General features: G+C 53.6%; 21 protein-coding genes. 10 read left to right on the top strand and 11 right to left on the bottom strand.

Annotation, left to right across the window (positions count from 1 at the left end; all coding sequences use genetic code 11):
• Nucleotides 1–21: 21 nt before the first annotated feature.
• Genes D9741_RS21040 through D9741_RS21030 form a run of 3 tightly spaced genes read left to right on the top strand, consistent with a single transcriptional unit; the run spans nt 22 to nt 4,846 of the window.
• Nucleotides 22–465 (top strand): DcrB-related protein, encoded by a 444-nt coding sequence (locus tag D9741_RS21040; protein ID WP_130218492.1) that lies wholly within the window; start codon nt 22–24, stop codon nt 463–465.
• A 20-nt stretch (nt 466–485) separates the two neighbouring features.
• Nucleotides 486–4,577, top strand: coding sequence for an RHS repeat-associated core domain-containing protein (locus D9741_RS21035; RefSeq protein ID WP_130218490.1), 4,092 nt, complete (start codon nt 486–488; stop codon nt 4,575–4,577).
• Nucleotides 4,577–4,846, top strand: a complete 270-nt coding sequence (locus D9741_RS21030) for a MafI family immunity protein (protein WP_130218488.1) — start codon at nt 4,577–4,579, stop codon at nt 4,844–4,846. Before D9741_RS21035 ends, D9741_RS21030 begins: the two co-directional genes overlap by 1 nt.
• 42 nt (nt 4,847–4,888) lie before the next feature.
• Here the strand turns inward: D9741_RS21030 and D9741_RS21025 are convergent, their stop codons facing one another.
• Both D9741_RS21025 and yafV read right to left on the bottom strand, forming a co-directional pair.
• Entirely contained in the window at nt 4,889–5,218 is a 330-nt protein-coding gene (locus D9741_RS21025; RefSeq protein ID WP_130218486.1) for a SymE family type I addiction module toxin, read from the bottom strand.
• Between the two features lie 86 nt (nt 5,219–5,304).
• The gene (gene yafV / locus D9741_RS21020) at nt 5,305–6,075 is read right to left on the bottom strand and encodes a 2-oxoglutaramate amidase (protein ID WP_130218484.1); all 771 of its coding nucleotides are present in this window, start codon (nt 6,073–6,075) and stop codon (nt 5,305–5,307) included.
• 180 nt (nt 6,076–6,255) lie between these two features.
• Here yafV and ivy point away from each other — a divergent pair, with 180 nt between their 5' ends.
• On the top strand, nt 6,256–6,702 hold the full coding sequence (gene ivy / locus D9741_RS21015) for an Ivy family C-type lysozyme inhibitor (RefSeq protein WP_205712859.1): 447 nt from the start codon (nt 6,256–6,258) through the stop codon (nt 6,700–6,702).
• Between the two features lie 168 nt (nt 6,703–6,870).
• Here ivy and fadE read toward each other — a convergent pair whose 3' ends face one another.
• Nucleotides 6,871–9,315 carry an acyl-CoA dehydrogenase FadE gene (gene fadE / locus D9741_RS21010; RefSeq protein WP_130218480.1) on the bottom strand — a complete coding sequence of 815 codons (2,445 nt, stop codon included), beginning with the start codon at nt 9,313–9,315 and terminating at the stop codon, nt 6,871–6,873.
• Between the two features lie 239 nt (nt 9,316–9,554).
• Here fadE and lpcA point away from each other — a divergent pair, with 239 nt between their 5' ends.
• Nucleotides 9,555–10,133: a D-sedoheptulose 7-phosphate isomerase gene (gene lpcA / locus D9741_RS21005; protein ID WP_016159301.1), complete on the top strand. Its 579-nt coding sequence runs from the start codon at nt 9,555–9,557 to the stop codon at nt 10,131–10,133.
• A 205-nt stretch (nt 10,134–10,338) separates the two neighbouring features.
• Entirely contained in the window at nt 10,339–11,106 is a 768-nt protein-coding gene (locus D9741_RS21000; RefSeq protein ID WP_000333380.1) for a class II glutamine amidotransferase, read from the top strand.
• Here D9741_RS21000 and dpaA read toward each other — a convergent pair.
• Nucleotides 11,077–11,817 (bottom strand): peptidoglycan meso-diaminopimelic acid protein amidase, encoded by a 741-nt coding sequence (gene dpaA / locus D9741_RS20995; RefSeq protein WP_001225684.1) that lies wholly within the window; start codon nt 11,815–11,817, stop codon nt 11,077–11,079. The two genes, D9741_RS21000 and dpaA, sit on opposite strands and share 30 nt — an antisense overlap.
• Nucleotides 11,818–12,129: 312 nt before the next feature.
• Between dpaA and D9741_RS20990 the strand changes: the two genes are divergently transcribed.
• Nucleotides 12,130–12,879: a C40 family peptidase gene (locus D9741_RS20990; protein WP_130218478.1), complete on the top strand. Its 750-nt coding sequence runs from the start codon at nt 12,130–12,132 to the stop codon at nt 12,877–12,879.
• Nucleotides 12,880–13,048: 169 nt separating this feature from the next.
• Nucleotides 13,049–13,546 carry an REP-associated tyrosine transposase RayT gene (gene rayT / locus D9741_RS20985; RefSeq protein ID WP_130218476.1) on the top strand — a complete coding sequence of 166 codons (498 nt, stop codon included), beginning with the start codon at nt 13,049–13,051 and terminating at the stop codon, nt 13,544–13,546.
• A gap of 115 nt (nt 13,547–13,661) precedes the next feature.
• Here the strand turns inward: rayT and flhA are convergent, their stop codons facing one another.
• From flhA to D9741_RS20950, 7 genes are read right to left on the bottom strand one after another with little or no spacing between them, the layout of a single operon-like run.
• Entirely contained in the window at nt 13,662–15,755 is a 2,094-nt protein-coding gene (gene flhA, locus D9741_RS20980; protein ID WP_130218474.1) for a flagellar biosynthesis protein FlhA, read from the bottom strand.
• The gene (locus tag D9741_RS20975; RefSeq protein ID WP_130218472.1) at nt 15,739–16,878 is read right to left on the bottom strand and encodes a flagellar type III secretion system protein FlhB; all 1,140 of its coding nucleotides are present in this window, start codon (nt 16,876–16,878) and stop codon (nt 15,739–15,741) included. The genes flhA and D9741_RS20975 overlap by 17 nt, the downstream gene beginning before the upstream one ends.
• A complete protein-coding gene (gene fliR / locus D9741_RS20970) occupies nt 16,868–17,650 on the bottom strand; it encodes a flagellar biosynthetic protein FliR (RefSeq protein ID WP_130218470.1) in 783 nt (260 codons plus the stop codon). The genes D9741_RS20975 and fliR overlap by 11 nt, the downstream gene beginning before the upstream one ends.
• A gap of 1 nt (nt 17,651) precedes the next feature.
• Nucleotides 17,652–17,924 carry a flagellar biosynthetic protein FliQ gene (locus D9741_RS20965; protein ID WP_000958542.1) on the bottom strand — a complete coding sequence of 91 codons (273 nt, stop codon included), beginning with the start codon at nt 17,922–17,924 and terminating at the stop codon, nt 17,652–17,654.
• A 2-nt stretch (nt 17,925–17,926) separates the two neighbouring features.
• On the bottom strand, nt 17,927–18,679 hold the full coding sequence (gene fliP / locus D9741_RS20960; RefSeq protein WP_130218468.1) for a flagellar type III secretion system pore protein FliP: 753 nt from the start codon (nt 18,677–18,679) through the stop codon (nt 17,927–17,929).
• A complete protein-coding gene (locus tag D9741_RS20955; protein WP_130218466.1) occupies nt 18,676–19,047 on the bottom strand; it encodes a FliM/FliN family flagellar motor switch protein in 372 nt (123 codons plus the stop codon). Before D9741_RS20955 ends, fliP begins: the two co-directional genes overlap by 4 nt.
• On the bottom strand, nt 19,040–19,891 hold the full coding sequence (locus tag D9741_RS20950) for a FliM/FliN family flagellar motor switch protein (RefSeq protein ID WP_130218464.1): 852 nt from the start codon (nt 19,889–19,891) through the stop codon (nt 19,040–19,042). Before D9741_RS20950 ends, D9741_RS20955 begins: the two co-directional genes overlap by 8 nt.
• Before the next feature lie 386 nt (nt 19,892–20,277).
• On the opposite strand from D9741_RS20950, the gene D9741_RS20945 reads away from it, so the two are divergent.
• Nucleotides 20,278–21,264 (top strand): sigma-54 dependent transcriptional regulator, encoded by a 987-nt coding sequence (locus D9741_RS20945; protein ID WP_130218462.1) that lies wholly within the window; start codon nt 20,278–20,280, stop codon nt 21,262–21,264.
• A gap of 14 nt (nt 21,265–21,278) precedes the next feature.
• On the top strand, nt 21,279–21,620 hold the full coding sequence (locus tag D9741_RS20940; RefSeq protein ID WP_089521203.1) for a flagellar hook-basal body complex protein FliE: 342 nt from the start codon (nt 21,279–21,281) through the stop codon (nt 21,618–21,620).

Here is a 21,620-nt window from a genome sequence, read left to right as displayed (position 1 = left end):
AATAATAAAAGGATTTTATCTATGACCAGCCTTTACCGTATTCAGGAGGGCAGCTTTGCCCTGCCTGAAACTTTTCTTGATCGCACCGTCAATATCTTCGTCCCATCGGGCAATGAGAGGGCAACTCCCAGTCTGAATATTTCCCGCGATACGCTCAGGTCCGATGAAAACCTGACCACCTATATTGACCGCCAGATAGCTTTGATGAAAAAAAAACTGGGCCAGCACCGGGTACTTTCGCGGGGAACGGCACTGGCGGGAACTGGCGAAGCTGCCATGACAGGTGAACAGATTCTCGCAACTCATCGTTCTGGAAAAACAGAAGTGTACCAGCGTCAGGCCGGGTTTATCACCGGGCCAGCAAAGGTACTGGTGTTGACGCTGACCAGTCAGCGTCCTTTTGATGAGCACACCGACCAGCTATGGACTGCATGGTTGACCAGTTTTCAGCCTGCTAAAAGCTAAAAAAACAGGGAGGTTTTGTCATGTATGAAGCCGCACGGGTGGATGATCCCATCTACCACACCAGCGCCCTTGCCGGGTTTTTGATAGGGGCCATCATAGGTATCGCCATTATTGCCGTCGCCAGCTTTGCTTTTGTTACCTGCGGCTTTTTGGCTGGGCTGATTTTGAGTTTTCTGGCTGATCAGATAGCTTCCGGAGTCCTGCAACTGGGAGAAGCCATCGGGCGCTCGATACATTCCACAGTGGGAAAAATTCTGACCGGTTCTGATAATGTCAGCACCAACAGTCGCCCGGCCGCCCGCGCCGTACTGAGTACGGTGATATGCGAAGACCATTCCCCGGAAATCCGCATTGCCCAGGGTTCCGGCAACATCTACATCAACAGCCAGCCAGCTGCCCGCAAGGATGACCACACTGAGTGTGATGCAGTGATTGAGGACGGCTCCCCCAATGTCTTTCTCGGCGGTGGTACACAAACGGTACTGGAAATCAGCCCGGAAATCCCTGACTGGCTGCGTCAGGTGGTGGATGTGCTGTATGTGGTCGCCGGAATGCTTGGCGGACTTGCCGGAGCCGCACGCCAGGCGGCAAAGATGGGGTCGAAATTTGGCACAAAATGCGCGGCCAAATTTATTGGCGGCGAAATTACCGGGATGGCCGTTTCCGAGGTCGCTATGGGGTTGTTCAGTAACCCGGTGGATGTCACTACAGGGCAAAAAATTCTGCTGCCGGAAACGGATTTCACCCTGCCGGGTCGTCTGCCTGTTACCTGTTCGCGCTTTTATGCCAGCCACCTGGAAACTGAAGGATTGCTGGGCAGAGGATGGCGGCTGAACTGGGAAATAACCCTGCGAGCTGATGAGGAACATATCACTCTGATTGGCGGACAAGGTCGGGAGTTAAGTTATCCGAAAGCGATGCTGACACCGGGTCACCAGATATTTGACCCCGAAGAGCAGTTTTACCTTAGCCGCCTGCATGACGGACGCTATGTGCTGCATTACTCCGACCGCAGCTACTACGTGTTTGATGAGTTTGATGACCACGGCGTCGCGCCATTACTTTTTATGGAGACACCGTACCGGCAGCGAATTGCTTTCGGGCGTGAGAACGGCAGGCTGGTGCGGGTGGCTTCCAGCAGCGGGCACCATCTGTTACTGCACCGCACAGTGACGCCGGCAGGGGAAAGACTTTCGCATATTGAACTGGTGAAAGGCGGGCGTCCCGGTAACCTGGTGGAATATCGCTACGACGATAACGGGCAACTGACTGGCGTGGTGAACGGGGCCGGTGTGACGGTACGCCAGTTTGCCTATGAAAATGGCCTGATGACAGAGCACCGCAACGCGACGGGCTTTACCTGTACCTACCGCTGGGAAGAGATTGAGGGGTTTCCCAGAGTGGTGGAGCACTCGACCAGCGACGGCGAGGATTACCGGTTCCACTATGATTTTGCTGGTGGGCAGACGGTGGTAACCGGCAGGCCGGAGCAGAAGTGGCAGTGGTGGTTTGATGAAGATACGTATGTGACTGCTCACCGGACGCCGGGCGGCGGAATGTACCGCTTCACGTACAACGAAAACCATTTTCCCGTAGCGGTGGAACTCCCCGGCGAACGCAGGGTAACGCTGGAATACGACACCCTGAGCCGGGTGGTGAAAGAGACGGACGCGGCAGGCCGGGTGACGCAGACGCAGTGGAACGGCAGTTTTGATGAAATCACGCGCCGGGCGCTGGATGACGACCACATATGGAAGGCGGATTACAACGAACACGGGCAGGTGATACGGGAGACGGACCCGGAAGGGCGCGTCACGCGGTACGGGTATGATGAACAGGGGCTGGCGGTCAGCCGCACGGATGCGCGGGGCGGCCTGGTTGCACTGGTGCATGATGCGCGCGGCCAACTGAGGCGTTACACCGACTGTTCGGGGCGCGCCACGGGTTATGAATACGATGAAGACGGCAATCTGACGGCGGTGACGGACGCGGAAGGGAAAACGGTACGCATCAGCTATAACCGTCTGGGGCTGCCGGAGACGGTCAGCCACCCCGGTAAACAGCAGGACCGTTACACCTGGAACGCGCTGGGGTTACTGAGCAGCCACCGTCGCATCACGGGCAGCGTACAGTCCTGGCAGTATACGCCGCGCGGGCTGCTGGCGCTCCATACGGATGAAGAGAAACGGGAGACGCGCTGGCATTATACCGCGGAGGGATGGATTGCCAGCCTGAGCAACGGCAACGGGGCGCTTTACCGGTTCAGCTACGACGGCGACGGACGGCTGACGGGAGAACAGCGCCCGGACGGCCTGATACGGATTTTTGTGCTGAATGCGGGCGGGTATCCGGTCATCATCCAGACGCAGGGCACAGAAGGCGGGATGCGTAATGAGCGGCAGGAGCGTGACGCGCTGGGCCGCCTGTTGCGCAGTGACACGCAGCACAGTACACGGACCTTCAGCTACAACCGTCTTGACCAGATAACGGAAGTGACGCTCACCCCCACGGAAGAAGGGGAACGGCTGCACCACATGCAGGCGGACAGAGTGCGCTTTGCGTATGACCGCAGCGGATGGCTGACGGCAGAGCACAGCGTGCACGGCAGCATAAAGTACCGGCGTGACGCGCTGGGCAATCCCACCGATATTACCCTGCCGGACGGGCAGCACCTCAGCCATCTCTATTACGGCAGCGGGCACCTGCTCCAGACAGCGCTGGACGGTATCACGGTCAGTGAATATGAACGTGACAGCCTGCACCGTCAGGTGATGCGCACACAGGGGAAACTGGCGACGTTCAGCGGCTACAACGCCGACAACCGGTTAAGCTGGCAGCGCAGCCTGCCAGGCGGCAGCCAGAACCCACAGCAGACAGCCACACACCCGTCACACAGAGACAGCGTGACGGCGCGGGACTATATCTGGAACGCAGACGGTGAAGTCGGCGGCATCAATGACAAACTGCGCGGTTGCCTGGTGTTCAGCTATGACCGCAGCGGCTGGCTGACCAGCCGCACGGGGCAGATGTACGACCATGACCATTATTATTACGATAAAGCCGGCAACCTGCTGACGGATGAATATCAGGGAGCGGTGATGGATAACCGCCTGCCGGGCTACGGGCGTGACCGTTACCGCTATAACGAATGGGGCGAACTGACAGAGCGCAGGGACCAGCAGCTGGAGTGGAACGCGCAGGGCCAGTTAACGCGGGTCATCAGCAGCAACAGCGAGACGCGGTATCAGTATGATGCGCTGGGCAGGCGCATCAGCAAGGCGACCAGCAATCTCCATGCCGACCGGGGAGAACGAAGCCGGACGACGTTTGTGTGGGAAGGGTTCCGGCTGTTGCAGGAGACAACGTGGCAGGGAAAGCGGACATACCTGTACGACGCGGAACAGCCGTACACGCCGGTGGCCGCCATCACGGGGCGCGGAGAGAGTCAAAAAATCTGGTATTACCATACGGACCTGACGGGCACGGTACAGGAGGTGACCGCGTCGGACGGGACGCTGGTGTGGGCAGGCTACCAGGCGGGTTTTGGCGAAAACCGGGGCGACATCAGCAACAGCGGGGCGTACTTTGAGCAGCCGCTGCGGCTGCCGGGGCAGTACTTTGACGAAGAAACAGGACTGCATTACAATCTGTTCAGATATTATGCGCCGGAGTGCGGGAGGTTTATCAGCCAGGATCCGATAGGGCTGGCGGGTGGGCTGAACTTATATGCTAATGCGCCTAATCCGCTTAAATATATAGACCCGCTTGGGTTGTGCAAAACGCCCGAAAGTAATGATTCAGATAATTATGTAGATCTTGCCAGCCCTCAACGCCGTAGACATATTTTAGATGGTGATGCGACAGGTGGAGGTCATCGCCCTGGCACAGGGCATCCCGGTAAAAGTGAATTTCCGGCGGGATGGTCTGATGACAAAATAATGCACGAAGTTTCAGATATAGCCACAGATCCTTCACTGATATCTACGACAGGACGTGGAGGAAGAACGGTTACAAATGGAACACGAGACGGTATTGATATTAGAGTAGTTCAAGAAAAAAATGGTGAAATTGTATCCGGTTTTCCAACAAACGTTCCCAGGAATCCTCGCTAATGGATATGAAATATAAAGAAATAGAAGCTAAATTATTTGAGTTAATAGATATGTTGAAAACATGTTTCACGCAAGCGGAGATTGATGAAGTTATTGAATTTATTGAATTCAATGAATATGGCTTGGCGTTGGATACTGTGATCGATATTATAATTGAAGAAGATAAGAGAATAAATAACGACATTTTAAATATGATGATTAAATTGTCGAGTATTATGAATCTAGATTCAGAAAGTCTTAATAAAAAAATGATTGCATATATACTTTGATTTATTAAATCCGGGAGGATTTAATTCCTCCCGGATTTATTTTTAGACTTCACGCAGTACGCCAGATATCCCGCTCTTCATCCCCTTAACCACCTGTTTAACCAGATAAAGTTCCTTCCGCAGTTCCTGTACTTCGTTGCTCTCAGCGATCAGGATCAAACATCCCTTCGAGATCTTCGCCGTGACACCCGTCCCGGTTTCAAATCCCGCCTCAGCCAGCCAGTCGCCTTTAAGGTGCTGGCTGGGATGCTGTGAATAATGCGTGGTCATGCCTGTTTTACGGTTCTGGTGGCAGACGCTGACATAGCCCACCTGATAGTGGCGCTGTGTTTTGGAAATGGTGACTTCTGGCGTAATATCGTGTTCAGCCATGATTAACTACCTCAGTTAGTTGCTTGCGGGGAGCGGACTTTCGTAGTCTTACCCCAACTCTCCCCGGCCTTAAACACAACGCCCACTCACAGCAACCTAAACTCATCCGCATCCTGCCATGCCGGAAACTTTTCGCGATATTCCCTTAACACCACCATCGACAGCTCCGCATCAATGCGCGTTGCCTGATGCGCGTCGGCAGTAGCGATAATCTCGCCCTGTGGATTAATCACCCGGCTGTCACCGCGATAATGGCAGCCGTTGCCATCGCTGCCGACGCGATTACATCCCGCCACATACGCCTGATTCTCAATCGCGCGGGCCGTCAGCAATGCCTGCCAGTGCAGAGAGCGCGGAGCAGGCCAGTTGGCGACGTACAGGGCGAGGTCGTAATCGTTGAGATTGCGCGACCACACCGGAAAACGTAAGTCGTAGCACACCAGCGGCAAAATACGCCAGCCGCGCCATTCCACAATCACTCGCGCATTGCCCGCTTTATAATGCAGATGCTCATCTGCCATTCGGAACAGATGACGCTTATCATAAAAATGTACCGTGCCGCCCGGCTCAACCAGCAAAAAGCGGTTAACCGAACCAGACTCCGTTTGTAATGCAACACTGCCTGCAATCAGCGCATTGCACTGCTGCGCTTTGGCTGTCATCCAGTTCACTACGTCATCTTGTGCTAGCGACGAAGCTGCCGCTTCCATGGCAAAGCCGCTGGTAAACATCTCCGGTAGAACGATCACATCGCGCCCGGTAATACCTTCCAGTTGACGATCAAAATGACGCAGGTTGGCAGGACCATCCATCCACACCAACGGTTGCTGCAAAAGCGTAATCTTCAAACCAGGCACGGTGTACAACTCCTTTATGCGAAGGGTTTTATAACTTTAACACCTTATCAGGCTATTACCTTACTGCGGAATAAATTGATAACAAATGCTGATATTGGAAATATCTGATTTGCAAATTATCGTGTTATCGCCAGGCTTTAGGAGGTTAATAACATGGGCAGGATAAGCTCGGGAGGAATGATGTTTAAGGCAATAACGACAATCGCCGCACTGGTCATCGCCACCAGTGCAATGGCGCAGGATGATTTAACTATTAGCAGCCTGGCAAAGGGCGAAACCACCAAAGCTGCGTTTACTCAGATGGTGCAAGGGCATAAGCTGCCTGCCTGGGTGATGAAAGGCGGTACGTATACTCCCGCACAAATCGTGACATTGGGAGATGAGACGTATCAGGTGATGAGCGCGTGCAAACCGCATGACTGTGGCTCGCAACGTATCGCTGTGATGTGGTCCGAGAAATCTAATCAGATGACGGGGCTGTTCTCGACTATTGATGAGAAAACGTCGCAAGAGAAACTCACCTGGCTGAATGTGAATGATGCGCTTTCGATTGATGGCAAAACGGTGCTGTTCGCGGCGTTGACCGGCAGCCTGGAAAACCATCCGGATGGCTTTAATTTTAAATAATTAGCCGATAAAAAAACGGAGCCGAAAGGCTCCGTTACAGAGATAGTTAACGCCACATCCGGCTTCAATAGATTGCATGGTCTTCGTAGGCCTGATAAGCGTAGCGCATCAGGCAATATTAGGTTTGTCATCAATGTAAAAACGGAGCCTTTCGGCTCCGTTATTCAATTACGCGGCTTCAACTTTCCGCACTTTCTCCGGCAACTTTACCGGCTTCGTCGCCAGCTCTTCCGGATCAAAGTCATCAACGTTAATACTACGCAGACGGCTTTCTTCAGCTTTCACCAGAATAGCGGCTTCATCTTTATCAATCAGCCCCTTCGCCAGCGCGTTGTGCGCCAGTTCATCCAGACGGGTAAATGGCAGGTTTTTACCCAGCTCTTTACAGATCCGCTGATGAATCGGGTCGGCGGCAATCACATCCACCAGCGCCTCTTCCAGCAAGCCAACCGGGTTATGCTCGCTCGGGGTCAGGTACTGACCGCGACCAATGCGGGAACGGGTGGCGTTCGGCACTTGTAAAATCTTCGCCACCTTATGATCCAGCTTGTCAGAAGGTGCCAGATAATGACGTCCGGTCGGGAAGATCACCACATTCAGCAGCCCGGCAACCACGCGGTTCGGGAAGTTTTGCAGTAAATCATCCATCGCCTGTTCTGCCTGATACAGCGCATCCTGTACGCCCCAGTGCACCAGCGGCAGGTCGGCTTCATTACGGCCTTCGTCGTCATAACGCTTCAGCACGGCAGAGGCGAGGTAGAGCTGGCTTAAAATATCACCCAGACGGGCCGAGATGCGCTCGCGACGTTTCAGGCTGCCGCCCAGCACCGCCATCGAGACATCAGAAAGCAGGGCGAGGTTGGCGCTCAGGCGGTTCAGGTGCTGATAGTAGCGTTTAGTGGCATCGCCGGTTGGCGTGCTGCTGGTTAAACCGCGCGTCAGGCCCAGCCAGAAGCTGCGAACTTTGTTACTGCCGACGTGGCCGATATGTTTGAACAGCAGTTTATCGAACGCGTTGACGTCATTATTCTTCGCCGCTTCCATTTCTTCCAGCACGTACGGATGGCAACGAATCGCCCCCTGGCCGAAGATCATCATGCTGCGGGTCAGAATGTTAGCCCCTTCAACGGTGATGGCAATCGGTGCGCCCTGGTAAGCACGCGCCAGGAAGTTGCTCTGCCCGAGCATAATGCCTTTACCGCCGGTAATATCCATCGCATCAATAATCGACTGCTGCCCGCGGTGGGTACAGTGATACTTAACGATAGCCGACAGCACGGCAGGTTTTTCGCCGAGCATAATGCCGTAGGTAATCAGCGATGCCGCAGCATCCATCACATAGGCATTACCGGCAATACGCGCCAGCGGCTCTTCAATCCCTTCCATCTTACCGATAGAGATTTTGAACTGACGGCGAATGTGCGCATACGCGCCCGTTGCCAGCGCTACTGATTTCACGCCGCCGGTTGAGTTGGAAGGCAGGGTGATGCCGCGGCCTACCGAGAGACACTCCACCAGCATCCGCCAGCCTTGCCCGGCCATTTTCGGCCCGCCGATGATGTAATCGATCGGCACGAAGACATCTTTACCGCGCGTCGGTCCGTTCTGGAACGGTACGTTCAGCGGGAAGTGGCGACGACCAATTTCCACGCCCGGCGTGGTGGTCGGGATCAGCGCACAGGTAATACCTAAATCTTCTGCGCCACCCAGCAATTTGTCCGGGTCGGAGAGTTTAAACGCCAGACCAAGCACGGTCGCAATTGGCGCGAGCGTAATGTAGCGTTTGTTCCAGGTCAGACGCATCCCCAGCACCTGCTGGCCCTGCCACTCACCCATGCAGACAATCCCGGTGTCCGGAATCGCGCCCGCATCGGAACCCGCTTCCGGGCTGGTCAGTGCAAAGCAAGGGATCTCCTGACCACGCGCCAGACGCGGCAGATAGTGATTTTTCTGCTCGTCAGTGCCGTAATGTTGCAACAGCTCGCCCGGGCCTAATGAGTTTGGCACGCCGACGGTAATCGCCAGGATCCCGCTCACGCCAGAGAGTTTTTGCAGCACACGAGACTGGGCATAAGCCGAGAACTCCAGCCCGCCGTACTCTTTTTTGATGATCATCGCGAAGAAGCGATGCTCTTTAAGGTACGCCCACAACTCCGGCGGTAGATCCGCCAGCTCATGAGTAATCTGGAAATCATTCGCCATCCGGCAGGCTTCTTCTACCGGGCCGTCGAGAAACGCTTGCTCTTCGGCAGTCAGGCGCGGCTGCGGATAGTTGTGCAGCTTTTTCCAGTCCGGCTTGCCCTGGAACAAATCGCCTTCCCACCATGTGGTGCCTGCGTCGATCGCTTCTTTCTCAGTGCGCGACATCGGCGGCATCACTTTACGGAAAGCGCGAAATACCGGCGCGGAAATCATCGACTTACGCATAGGCGCAAAGTTAAACGGCACAAGGATAATGGCCAGAGGCACCAGTACCCACGCCGACCACAGACCAGCAACGCCGAGGGCGGCTGTCCAGGCGAGCAAAATCAGACTGCTGATAAATAAGCTCACGCGGTGATAGAACAACGCGCCGAGCAGGACAACCGTAGCGAGAATACTCAAAATCATCATAACGAAAAGCCCCTTACTTGTAGGAGGTCCGACCACTTGTGATGATATGGTTGTAGTGGATGTAAAAATATTTAGCAATGTGTTTACAATATAATTACAACGAAGCTCACATTGTTGCTGTTTTTATCCGCACTTCGGGTCAAAAAGTCCTGGTCATTCCACCGCGCTGGTCTTCTCGCTTTTGGTGGTATCCGGTACACTGCATTTTGTCTAATTCATTTATGCTGAAGGATATCCTCATGTACCAGGATCTTATTCGTAACGAACTGAACGAAGCGGCGGAAACGCTGGCTAACTTTTTAAAAGATGACGCCAATATTCACGCCATTCAGCGCGCGGCGGTCCTGTTAGCAGACAGCTTTAAAGCCGGTGGCAAGGTGCTTTCCTGTGGCAACGGCGGCTCCCATTGCGACGCCATGCACTTTGCCGAAGAGTTGACCGGTCGCTACCGTGAAAACCGTCCGGGCTATCCGGCGATTGCCATTTCAGATGTCAGCCACATCACCTGTGTTGGCAACGATTTTGGCTTTAACGATATTTTCTCCCGCTACGTTGAAGCAGTAGGACGCGAAGGCGATGTGCTGCTGGGGATCTCCACCTCTGGTAACTCTGCAAACGTGATCAAAGCGATTGCGGCGGCGCGTGAGAAGGGGATGAAAGTGATCACCCTGACTGGTAAAGACGGCGGTAAAATGGCTGGCACGGCGGATATCGAAATTCGCGTTCCGCACTTTGGTTATGCCGACCGCATTCAGGAGATCCACATTAAAGTGATCCATATCCTGATCCAGTTGATTGAAAAAGAGATGGTTAAGTAAGTCTGGCGTAGGCCGAATAATGCGTTTATGCCGCATCCGGCATTTGTGCTCTGATGCCTGATGCGACGCTGGCGCGTCTTATCATGCCTACAAATCTGTATACGAACCGTAGGCCGAATAATGCGTTTACGCCGCATCCGACCTGAAAATTCTTAAATCAATCTTCGCCGGGGGCCATGCGCTCCCGCTGTTGTGGAGGTTACCGATGTGCGAATTGCTCGGGATGAGCGCCAACGTCCCTACCGATATCTGCTTTAGTTTCACCGGGCTTGTGCAGCGTGGTGGTGGAACCGGGCCACATAAAGATGGCTGGGGCATTACCTTTTACGAAGGTAAAGGCTGTCGCACATTTAAAGATCCACAACCCAGCTTTAATTCCCCCATCGCCAAACTTGTTCAGGACTACCCGATAAAATCCTGTTCGGTTGTGGCTCATATTCGCCAGGCTAATCGGGGCGAGGTGGCGCTGGAAAATACTCACCCATTTACCCGCGAGTTATGGGGACGCAACTGGACGTACGCCCATAACGGGCAATTGACGGGCTACAAATCACTGGAAACCGGCAACTTCCGCCCGGTAGGTGAAACCGACAGCGAAAAAGCCTTTTGCTGGCTGCTGCATAAATTAACGCAGCGTTACCCGCGCACGCCGGGCAACATGGCAGCAGTGTTTAAATATATCGCCTCACTGGCGGACGAACTGCGGCAGAAGGGCGTTTTCAACATGCTGCTTTCGGATGGGCGCTATGTAATGGCGTATTGCTCGACCAATCTGCACTGGATCACCCGCCGCGCGCCGTTTGGCGTGGCAACGCTGCTGGATCAGGATGTGGAAATCGACTTCAGCTCGCAGACCACACCGAATGATGTGGTCACGGTGATTGCGACACAGCCGCTGACGGGCAATGAAACCTGGCAAAAGATTATGCCAGGCGAATGGCGCTTATTTTGCCTCGGGGAGCGTGTAGTTTGATGCCAGTTGTGGCTGCACAACTTCGTGGCTTAACGGCTTGCTGACCACGTAACGACCATTGACCACTGAAACGGTCGGCGGCTTACGGGTCTGTTCAAAGTAGTCATAGCCCGGCTTCAGTTGCTCCCAGAAGTCCTTAAAATTGGAATACTTATGACGCTGCATGTTGGCGTCGGTCATGCGAAATGGGTAAATGCTCACCTGCACACTTGACTGACCAAACACCAGTGCACCAGTAACGAACTGGAAGATCTCATCAATACCCTGATTGGTCATTGCGTAGCAGCCGATGGAAACACAATCGCCGTGGATCATCAGGTATTTCCCTTCATAACCATGCGCACGGTCATAGGCATTGGGGAAACCAATATTAATCGCTTTGTAGTAACGGCTGTCTGGTTTTAACTGATTACGCTGAACGCTATAAAACCCTTCCGGACTTTTAAAATCGCCCTGACGCTGTTTTGGTCCTAACCCGCCGGAATATTTACAGATTTTATAACTGTCGAGCAGTTGATATTGCTCGCCCATTTTGACGTAGAGATCGAGCGTACGTTCTTCCTTGAAGATCTGGATGTAGACAGGGGATCCCATCAACTGCTGCTTATACTCTTTGCTCACTGGCGTGGTAGAGCTACTGCTGCCCAGCAAACCGGCAAATGAAACGCACGGGATCAACAACATCGCAAGAATTAATGCGATTTTACGCATACTGCTTATTCCTTGATAAAACGGTTATACACGCCAGGACGGCAAAATAGATCCCAAATCGGAATAGTCTGGATTTGGAAGGCTCACATTATCACCAAAAGAGTTTTACGCAAGCCTGTCGGCGCTGGGTTTACAAATTTAGCATAAGTGGCGATTTTCAAAAGTCCGAAAAGCGCATGTAAAGCGGGTTTATTTCTTATTTCCTAAGGTTATGAAACCTCGATAGTAATATGCAAATAAGCAATTAATAATCCCGCTTCTCCTTCCTTTCCTCTAATATTCTCATCTTCATTCAGCCGGTTTATATCCTTCATGTATTTGTTCTCTCACGACAGATTGCTGCGCCTGGGCGTGTTTTCTTTGTCCCTTTTGCTTCCTTTACTTGCCAGCGCCACCACATCACATATCTCTTTCAGCTACGCCGCCCGCCAGCGGATGCAAAACCGTGCGCGTTTATTAAAACAGTACCAAACCCATCTGAAAAAGCAGGCCAGCTATATTGTGGAAGGCAATACCGAAAGCAGAAGGGCGCTACGCCAGCACAACCGGGAGCAGATAAAACAGCATCCAGAATGGTTTCCTGCGCCGCTCAAGGCGAGTGACAGACGCTGGCAGGCGCTGGCGGAAAACAACCACTTTTTAAGCAGCAATCACCTGCATAACATCACCGAAGTGGCGATTCACCGCCTGGAGCAGCAGATTGGCAAGCCTTACGTCTGGGGCGGCACGCGGCCCGATCAAGGCTTCGACTGTAGCGGGTTGGTTTTTTATGCCTACAACAAGATCCTTGAGGCGAAGCTCCCGCGCACGGCCAATGAGATGTATCACTACCATCGGGCAACGATTGTGGCGAATAACGACCTGCGCCGGGGAGATTTGCTGTTTTTCCATATCCACAGCCGCGAGATAGCCGATCATATGGGCGTGTATTTGGGCGATGGGCAATTTATCGAGTCGCCACGTACCGGCGAAACCATTCGGATAAGCCGATTAGCCGAACCTTTCTGGCAGGACCATTTTTTGGGCGCGCGACGGATTTTGACGGAAGAGACGATTTTGTAGGACGGATAAGGCATTCACGCCGCATCCGGCAGTTGTGCGCTGATGCCGGATGCGCTTACGCTTATCCGGCCTACAAATCTGTGCATTTTTGCGAGCCGCTTTCCCGATATAAAACAACCTCATTGCCGACCTTTCCTTTTCTTCTTACCGTTGAGAAAAAGGAGTCGCTATGTCTGAATATCGTCGTTATTACCTCAAGGGGGGAACATGGTTTTTCACGGTGAATTTACGGAATCGTCGAAGCCAACTTTTGACTACCCAGTACCAGACGCTCCGTAACGCCATTATTAAAGTTAAGCGAGCCAGACCTTTTGAAATTAATGCCTGGGTAGTTTTGCCGGAGCATATGCACTGTATCTGGACATTACCTGAAAGCGATGATGATTTTTCCTCTCGCTGGCGGGAGATTAAAAAGCAATTCACCCATGCTTGTGGATTGAAAAATATCTGGCAACCACGTTTTTGGGAGCACGCCATCCGCAATACCAAAGACTATCGCCATCATGTTGATTATATTTATATAAATCCAGTAAAACATGGCTGGGTAAAGCAAGTGAGTGATTGGCCATTCTCAACGTTCCATCGCGATGTGGCGCGAGGGTTATATCCCATTGATTGGGCGGGAGACATAACGGATTTTAGTGCCGGGGAGCGTATCATTTTATAATTGTGCGCCGGTGCCGGATGCGCTTACGCTTATCCGGCCTACGAATCGTGCCTTAACAGTAGGACGGATAAGGCGTTTACGCCGCATCCGGCAGTTGTGCACCGATGCCGGATGCCTACATCAACGCCCCCATAATCTTCAACTCCAGCTCATCCGGCACTTCGTTATACGACAGCACATGCAGCCCCGGCGCAAACAACCTTGCATAACGCGCCAGCAAAGGGCGCAGCTGCGGTGGCACCAGCAGCACCGGGTCTTTCCCCGCCGCTTTCATCTGCTCCTTCACCTGCGGCATCGTACTCTGGAACTGGTTGAGCATATTCGGGTCTACCGGCACGCTGTCGAGCATCACTTTGCCGCCCTGTTGCGCCTGATTCACCACATTGGTGAGCAGATTTTCCAGCTCATTATTCAGCGTATACACCGTCAGCTCCTGCTTGCGAACGAACGGATGGGTAATGCTGCGCCGCAGCGCCAGGCGCACATCAGCTGCCAGCAGAATATGATCTTTGGTCACCGTGCTACTGGCGACCAGCACGGTGGCGATGGTGACGATATCGCGCAGGGAAACGCCTTCGGTCAGCAGCGCACGGTACACTTTCAGCAACTGGCTGTAATTCAGCGCCGCGCTCAAATCTTCCGCCAGCCGCGGTGCCATCGACGACAAACGGTTATGCAACTGCGTGATGTCGTCATAGTTAAACAAATCAGGAATATAGCTGCGCACAATCTTATTTACATGGGTAGCAATCACGCTGGCGCTGTCGATCACCTGATACCCCATATTCAGCGCCTTCGCCTTCTGCGCGGGCTGAATCCAGGTCACCGGCATCCCGTACGCCGGGTCGTTCCCCAATACGCCGTCTATCTCGCCGTAGGTTTCGCTGGAGGGCAGCGCCATCAGTTTATCCGCCGGAATATCCGCTTCATCGGCCTTAATACCGTTGATGAAAATGGCGTACTGGCTGGGCTTGAGGCGGAAGTTTTCCCGAATGCGGATCTCCGGCAGCAGCACGCCGTTACCGTCGGATATCACCTGCCGCACGCCGCGAATCCGTTGGGTGAGCGGGTTGCCCTGTGCTTTATCGACCAGTGCCACCAGCTTGTAGCCGAGGCTTAAGCTGATGGGCTCGATCAGCGGTATCGTTTCCCAACTGACCTGTTGCTCGCTGGTTTCAGTGATGGTGCGGGTCAGCGTTTCGAGGCTTTTCTCTTCCGCCTCCGCCGCCTGCGGCTGTTTGCTCATCCGCCAGCCGGTAAAACCCAGCAGGGCGCTGAACAGCAAAAACGGCAGGTGCGGCATTCCCGGCACCACCGCCAGCACGAACATAATTCCGGTAGCGGTGAAGAGCACAGACGGGCTTGCCAGCAGCTGGTGGCGCACGTCATGGGCAATATCGCCGTTGTCGCTGACGCGGGTGACGATTATCGCCGCCGCGGTGGAGAGCAGCAGGGAAGGGATCTGCGCCACCAGGCCGTCACCAATGGTCATCAGCACATACTGCTGGAAGGCGGCATCGGCGCTCAGGTTGTATTTAAAGATCCCGATGCAGACACCGCCGATCAGGTTGATCGCCAGAATCATCATCCCGGCGATGGCGTCCCCGCGCACAAACTTCGATGCCCCGTCCATTGCGCCGTAGAAATCGGCCTCGCTGGCAACATCTTTACGCCGGGTTTGCGCCTGCGCCTGGTTGATCAATCCGGCGTTAAGATCGGCGTCAATCGCCATCTGTTTGCCGGGCATCGCGTCCAGAGTAAAGCGGGCAGAAACCTCGGAAATACGCTCGGCCCCTTTGGTGACGACGATAAAGTTGATGATCATCAGGATGATAAACACCACAAAGCCGACGACAAAGTTGCCGCCAATCACCACCTGACCAAACGATTCAATCACCTTACCCGCCGCACCCGCGCCGAGATGCCCATGCAGCAGCACCACGCGCGTAGAAGCAACGTTAAGCGTCAGGCGCATTAAGGTGGTGATCAGCAAAATGGTCGGGAACAGGCTGAATTCCAGCGGTCGTTTCGCCGACACCGCCACCAGCAGCACCATCACCGCCAGCACAATGTTGAAGGTGAACAGAATATCCAGCAGCGCAGGCGGCAGCGGCAGAATAACCATCGCCAGAATACACAGGATCACCAGCGGCACGCCGAGATTGCCGCCGCGCAGTAGCGCGAGGAACGATTTAGTTGTTTTCGCCATCCAGTTTAAGCACCTCTTTGGGAATGGAAATATGTCTGTTCAGGGCCGGACGCGGCTGCGCGCCCTCGCGCCAGTGTTTCATTTGCAGGACGTAGGTCAGAACGTGGGCGATGGCCCGGTAAAGCTGAAAAGGAATTTGCTGGTTCACTTGGGTGGTGTAGTAAACCGAGCGCGCCAGCCGCGGGAACTCGACCACTTCCACCTGATTCTCCGTGGCGACCTGGCGTATATAGAGGGCGATTTCATCGGTGCCTTTCGCCACCACAAACGGCGCGGCGGCACGCGACGAGTCATACTGCAACGCCACGGCGTAGTGGGTCGGGTTGGTGATCACCACGTTGGCTTTCGGCACCACTTTGCGGATTTGCCCCATCGCCAACTGCCGTTGCAGCCGCCGCACGCGCGCCTTCACTTCCGGCTTACCTTCCTGATTTTTGTACTCTTCTTTCAGCTCCTGCTTAGTCATCTTCAGCCCTTTGGTAAACAGGGCTTTCGCCAGCGGCACGTCGATCAGCGCAAAGAAGATAAACAGGATGACAAAGTTGCGCATCACGCTGGCGTAGAGCGATAAACCCTCATTCATCGCCAGTTTGAACGGCAGTGCCTGCAGGCCAAGAAAGGCGAGAAAGTTATTGCGCAGGCTAATCCATAGCATCACCAGCACCACCACCGACTTCACCGTCATCTTTCCCGTTTCCGCCAGGTGTTCACTGGAAAACAGTCGCCCAATGCCTTTTAACGGACTGATTTTGCTGAAATCCGGGAGGATTTTTTTCGGCAGAAACAGCCAGCCGCCCGGCACCAGCGAAGAGAGCAGCGCGGCGGCGGGCATCGGCAGCAAGGTGAGAATAAACTTGCCAAGAATTAACAGGTGATGGCGCAGAAACTGGCCGATCACTTCCTGGTTATTAATCTCCTGCGCGTACTGATGCACGCTGATAAAACTCTCGCGCACAAAATCGGCATACCACGGGAAGCTGCTGGAAATCACCACAAACGCCGCAAACAGGCTCGCCGCCAGCCCCATATCCTTCGAGCGCGGCAGTTGCCCCTCTTCGCGCGCTTTACGCAGCTTTTGCGCCGAGGGTTTCTCTGTTTTTTGTTCGCTGCTGCTATCCGCCATAGTGACCTTTCAGCGCGTCGAGTTGTTGCAGGACGAAATTCGCCAGATGCAGATAGTGATCCGGCAGGTTGTAGAGCAGGGTGGCAAAACAGACCAGCCCCGCCAGCATGTTGATGGGAAAGCCGAGCGAAAAAAGGTTCAGCGGTGGCGCAATGCGGTTGAGCAGGCCAAAGCAGCCCTGCACAATCAGCATGATAAAAGTGGTCGGCAGCGCCAACAGCGATGCGGATGCCAGCACCCAGCTAAAGGCCAGCGTGATAGTGCGCAGGGTTTGTGGATGCAGCGCGTTGCCAATCGGCCAGTAAGTGAAGCCCTTATACAGCACGCTTACCAGCAGCAGATGCCCGTCCATGGCAAAAAACAGCAGGATCGCGTAGACGTTGATAAGCTCCGCCAGCACGGTGGTCGATGCGCCGCTGCTCGGGTCGTTCATCACCGCCATGCTCATCCCCATATTGAACGAGAGAATTTGCCCGGCCAGCTGCAGCGCCAGAAACAGAAACTGAAACATCAGCCCGAACAACATGCCCCATAGAATTTGTTCCACCGTCAGGATCAGGCTGTTGAGCGAAAGCAGATCGTGGGGAATGGGATGGGGGATCAACGGCGTGATGATGATTGCCAGCGCCAGCGACAAAATAATCCGCACGCGCACGGTCAGGGCGCTGTTATCCAGCACCGGCACATAGCGCAGAAACGCCATAATGCGCACGAAGGGAAACCACAGTCCCAGCGCCATATCCGTCAGTTGTGTAACGTCGCTTGTGCGCATCTTAATGAACCAGCAGGGCGGCCTGGGTAAACAGATGAATGCACAGATCATGCAACTGGATAATCATCCATTTGCCGCACACCCCCAGCACCACCAGCGTGACAATCAGCCTCGGCAAAAAGCTCAGGGTCTGTTCGTTAATCTGCGTCACCGCCTGGAACACGCTCACCAGCAGGCCGACCAGTAAACTCGGCACCACCAGCACCGAAACCAGCAAAATCACTACTTTAATGCCGCTGGCGACAATGTCGGCGGCTACGTCTACGGTCAACATAATCAGCCCAGCCCCAGCCCGCGAATGCTGGTGGTGAGCGTACCGATGGTCAGCGACCAGCCGTCGATCAGCACAAACAGCATCAGTTTAAACGGCAGCGAAACAATCAGCGGCGACAGCATCATCATCCCCATCGCCATCAGTACGCTGGCGACAATCAGGTCGATAACCAGAAACGGGATGTAAATCATAAAGCCAATCTGGAAGGCCGTTTTCAGCTCGCTCAACACATAGGCAGGCACCACAATCGTGAGATCCTGGTCAGCGGCATTGCCCTTCGCGCCGCCGATGGTCATGATTTGCGCCATCGCTTTTTTATCAGTCTGCGCCAGCATAAAGCGTTTGAGCGGCGTCGCGGCGGTGCTTAACGCATCGGTCAGGGTTATCTGATCATTTTCAAACGGCACCACCGCATGGTCGTAAATATTGAGCCAGATAGGGCGCATCACCAGCATAGTGAGGGAGAGCGCAATGCCAATCAGAATACGGTTTGGCGGCGTTTGTTGCAGCCCCAGCGCCTGGCGCAGCAGCGACAGCACGATAATAAAGCGCGTAAAACAGGTCATCATCAGCACCATCGTCGGCAGCAAACCGACGAGGGTCATCAGAATCAGTACCTGGATTTTGACGCTGTACTCCTGAGTGTTGCCGTGGGTCACCACGTTAAGCAGCGCAATATCGCCACCCTGGGCCAACGCCAGCGGCGCAAGCGCCAGCAGCCCAAGGCCCAGCGTCAGTTGAATGCGGCGTTTCATGGTGCCAGTTCGTTGATGTCGCGGGTGTTAAATTCCAGCACGCGCAGGCCGTACTTCTCGTTAACCACCACCACTTCCGCTTTGCCCAGCAGGATATTATTCACTTTGATATCCAGCGGCTCCCCGGCGAGTTTATCCAGTTCAATCACCGTGTCGTCGTCGATGTTAAGCAGGTCGGCTAACATAATTTCCACCGATGACACTTCCAGCGTTAAGGTCACCGGAATGCGTTTCAGCAGCGTCATCGAGTCGGAAAAGCGGTCTTCCTGGCGGGTGATCCGCGTTGCGGCGTCGGCGGATTTCGCGACAGGCGCAACGTCATCGGTCAGGCCAAAATCCTCAGCTAAAATATCTTCTTGCTTACTCATGGCTATTCTCATTTTTGCCCGCCAGCTCCGACAAAAACAGTTTGTCTTTGTCTTCCACAATCAGGGCGCTAAATAATTCAGATTGCCCAATCGCCACCGGGAATGTTTCTCCCAGTGATATGGGTAAAATATCCCCGGCTTTTATCTGCGCCAGATCGGCGACATTCATCGATAGCTCGGCGATTTTGACGTTCAGGGTCAGCGGCAGGGAGCGGATGATTTCTTTAATCAGGGCCGGTTTATTAACCGATTTCGCCACCTGCTGCGGTTTACTGTGCTCGCTGTGGCGGATCAGATTCAAAATAAAATCGGTGTGGGCGTCGTCGAGCAAAATACGAAAACTGCTCTCTTCATCGCCCGCAAGGGTAAAGGTTAATTGATACGCCCAGTGGGTAATCACCGTGCTGCTGTCCAGCTTTAACTTCAGCGCAATACCGGAGGTTTGTAGATTAAAAATCAGCGTGCAAATATCCAGCGCCAGACGATTTTTTAAACGCGTTTCGGTTTTGGTCGGCAGCCCGTTATGCGCCTTCGCCTCTTCCAGAGACGACTCCAGACCATAAAAATTGCCCAGCAGCATTAACAGCAAGGAGCGATCGATATCAAACGCCAGATGCCCGACCTGGGAAATCATTAGTTCAGCGTTTTTATTAATAATATCCATTTCGCAGCCAATCTTTTTTAAGGTGATATTGCTGCGATGCTTTTTAAGAAAGTAGCTGCCAAGATGCGAATCAATCACGTCAAAATTCCCCGTAAACAGGGTCGGCAGGCGATGGTAGGGGCGTCCGAGCCGATTACCTTCTAATTTAAAGATGCCTGGCGTTTTACTGTACTTCAGCATGGCTTACTTTCTCTGCTGTAATGGTATGGGCGTTTTTGTGCACGCAATTCCGGCAGTGACACAAGGAAAGGTATTAAATAGAGGGGGGGTGAAAGGGGCAAATTATTAATAGGGTGAAAAAATAATTAAATTATTAAAGGGCGAGATATCGGGCATCGTCATAAAACATTGCACAAACTGTAGGCCTGATAAGACGCGCAGCGTCGCATCAGGCATCGGTGCACGATTGCCGGATGCGGCGTAAACGCCTTATCCGGCCTACATGGGTAACTCATTGTTCATCAACAAATAATATTTTTATTATCGTTTAATTCAAACTTGTTAATCCCGCCGGTGATACGCTTCAGAACATCCTGTTTTCTGTCGCTACTTATATCGTTCACCCTATGTCTGAACTTATTGCAACTGCCGCTTCCAGCATTAACGCTTTTACTCTGGCAAAGCGTGTCGCCGCATTTAACGTGCCGGTCCTGATTCAGGGTGAAACCGGCGCGGGCAAAGAATGCGTGGCGAAATATATTCACACCGTCGCCTTTGGTGAAAATGATAGCGCGCCCTATATCGGCGTGAACTGCGCAGCGATCCCGGAAAATATGCTGGAAGCGACCTTATTTGGCTACGACAAAGGCGCATTTACCGGCGCAATTGCCAGTGTGCCAGGAAAAATGGAACTGGCAAATAACGGTACCTTATTGCTCGATGAAATTGGCGATATGCCGCTGGCGTTACAGGCCAAAATATTACGCGTATTGCAGGAGCAACAGGTTGAGCGATTAGGCAGCAACCGACAAATTAAACTCAATTTTCGCCTGATTGCCTGCACCAATAAAAACCTTGAGCAGGAAGTCGCCGCCGGGAGTTTTCGTGAAGATCTCTATTATCGTCTGGCGGTGATTCCTATTACCATGCCGCCGCTACGCGAACGTCTGAACGATATTATTCCGCTGGCCGAGTCATTTATTAAAAAATACTCCACGGTGCTGGTGAAAAATATCACCCTTTCAGAATCTACCCGCCGTGCGCTGCTGAATTACCGCTGGCCCGGCAACGTGCGCCAGCTGGAGAACGCCATTCAGCGGGGAATGATTTTAAATCGCGACGGCGTGATTTACCCGGACGCCTTAGGCCTGCCGGAAACTGACGTTGCCGACCGCAGCGAGCTGCAATGGCCTGTTCAGCCCGCCGTACACATTGCCGAAACCAGCGATTTAGGTCAGCACGGACGAAGCGCGCAGTATCAATATATTGCCGACCTGATGCGTAAATATCAGGGCAACCGCAGCAAAATTGCCGACCTGTTAGGCATTACCCCGCGCGCACTGCGCTATCGACTGGCCTCCATGCGCAAGCAAGGTATCGAAGTTTTCTCCTGACCCGGAAGTTAAAGATGAGCATTACCACAATCAACAGCACCATGCAGGCGCAAATCATGCAGGACGTGCAGCGGATGCAGGCCAACGCCCAGGCACCGGTGCTGCCCGCCATGACCTTCAGTTCCACCGACCCGGACGTTTCATTTAACCGCATTATGTACGGTGCGCTTGGGCACGTTGATCAGTTCCAGCAGGTGGCAGAACAGCAGCAAACGGCTATCGACACGGGCAAAAGTGATGACCTGGCAGGTGCGATGATTGCCAGCCAGCAGGCGTCGCTCTCTTTCTCCGCGCTGGTGCAGGTGCGCAACAAAATCGCCACCGGATTTAACGATCTGATGAGTATGTCGATCTAA

This window comes from Escherichia sp. E14V7 (assembly GCF_004212225.1).
Taxonomy (GTDB): domain Bacteria; phylum Pseudomonadota; class Gammaproteobacteria; order Enterobacterales; family Enterobacteriaceae; genus Escherichia.
This window is presented reverse-complemented; position numbering and strand designations above follow the sequence as displayed.

What these genes read in the sequence shown, in the direction of transcription:
- D9741_RS21040 (WP_130218492.1), top strand. Translation starts at nt 22, where the DNA reads ATGACCAGCCTTTACCGTATTCAGGAGGGCAGCTTTGCCCTGCCTGAA.
- D9741_RS21035 (WP_130218490.1), top strand. Translation starts at nt 486, where the DNA reads ATGTATGAAGCCGCACGGGTGGATGATCCCATCTACCACACCAGCGCC.
- D9741_RS21030 (WP_130218488.1), top strand. Translation starts at nt 4,577, where the DNA reads ATGGATATGAAATATAAAGAAATAGAAGCTAAATTATTTGAGTTAATA.
- D9741_RS21025 (WP_130218486.1), bottom strand. Translation starts at nt 5,218, where the DNA reads ATGGCTGAACACGATATTACGCCAGAAGTCACCATTTCCAAAACACAG.
- ivy (WP_205712859.1), top strand. Translation starts at nt 6,256, where the DNA reads ATGTTTAAGGCAATAACGACAATCGCCGCACTGGTCATCGCCACCAGT.
- fadE (WP_130218480.1), bottom strand. Translation starts at nt 9,315, where the DNA reads ATGATGATTTTGAGTATTCTCGCTACGGTTGTCCTGCTCGGCGCGTTG.
- lpcA (WP_016159301.1), top strand. Translation starts at nt 9,555, where the DNA reads ATGTACCAGGATCTTATTCGTAACGAACTGAACGAAGCGGCGGAAACG.
- D9741_RS21000 (WP_000333380.1), top strand. Translation starts at nt 10,339, where the DNA reads ATGTGCGAATTGCTCGGGATGAGCGCCAACGTCCCTACCGATATCTGC.
- dpaA (WP_001225684.1), bottom strand. Translation starts at nt 11,817, where the DNA reads ATGCGTAAAATCGCATTAATTCTTGCGATGTTGTTGATCCCGTGCGTT.
- D9741_RS20990 (WP_130218478.1), top strand. Translation starts at nt 12,130, where the DNA reads ATGTATTTGTTCTCTCACGACAGATTGCTGCGCCTGGGCGTGTTTTCT.
- rayT (WP_130218476.1), top strand. Translation starts at nt 13,049, where the DNA reads ATGTCTGAATATCGTCGTTATTACCTCAAGGGGGGAACATGGTTTTTC.
- flhA (WP_130218474.1), bottom strand. Translation starts at nt 15,755, where the DNA reads ATGGCGAAAACAACTAAATCGTTCCTCGCGCTACTGCGCGGCGGCAAT.
- D9741_RS20975 (WP_130218472.1), bottom strand. Translation starts at nt 16,878, where the DNA reads ATGGCGGATAGCAGCAGCGAACAAAAAACAGAGAAACCCTCGGCGCAA.
- fliR (WP_130218470.1), bottom strand. Translation starts at nt 17,650, where the DNA reads ATGCGCACAAGCGACGTTACACAACTGACGGATATGGCGCTGGGACTG.
- D9741_RS20965 (WP_000958542.1), bottom strand. Translation starts at nt 17,924, where the DNA reads ATGTTGACCGTAGACGTAGCCGCCGACATTGTCGCCAGCGGCATTAAA.
- fliP (WP_130218468.1), bottom strand. Translation starts at nt 18,679, where the DNA reads ATGAAACGCCGCATTCAACTGACGCTGGGCCTTGGGCTGCTGGCGCTT.
- D9741_RS20955 (WP_130218466.1), bottom strand. Translation starts at nt 19,047, where the DNA reads ATGAGTAAGCAAGAAGATATTTTAGCTGAGGATTTTGGCCTGACCGAT.
- D9741_RS20950 (WP_130218464.1), bottom strand. Translation starts at nt 19,891, where the DNA reads ATGCTGAAGTACAGTAAAACGCCAGGCATCTTTAAATTAGAAGGTAAT.
- D9741_RS20945 (WP_130218462.1), top strand. Translation starts at nt 20,278, where the DNA reads ATGTCTGAACTTATTGCAACTGCCGCTTCCAGCATTAACGCTTTTACT.
- D9741_RS20940 (WP_089521203.1), top strand. Translation starts at nt 21,279, where the DNA reads ATGAGCATTACCACAATCAACAGCACCATGCAGGCGCAAATCATGCAG.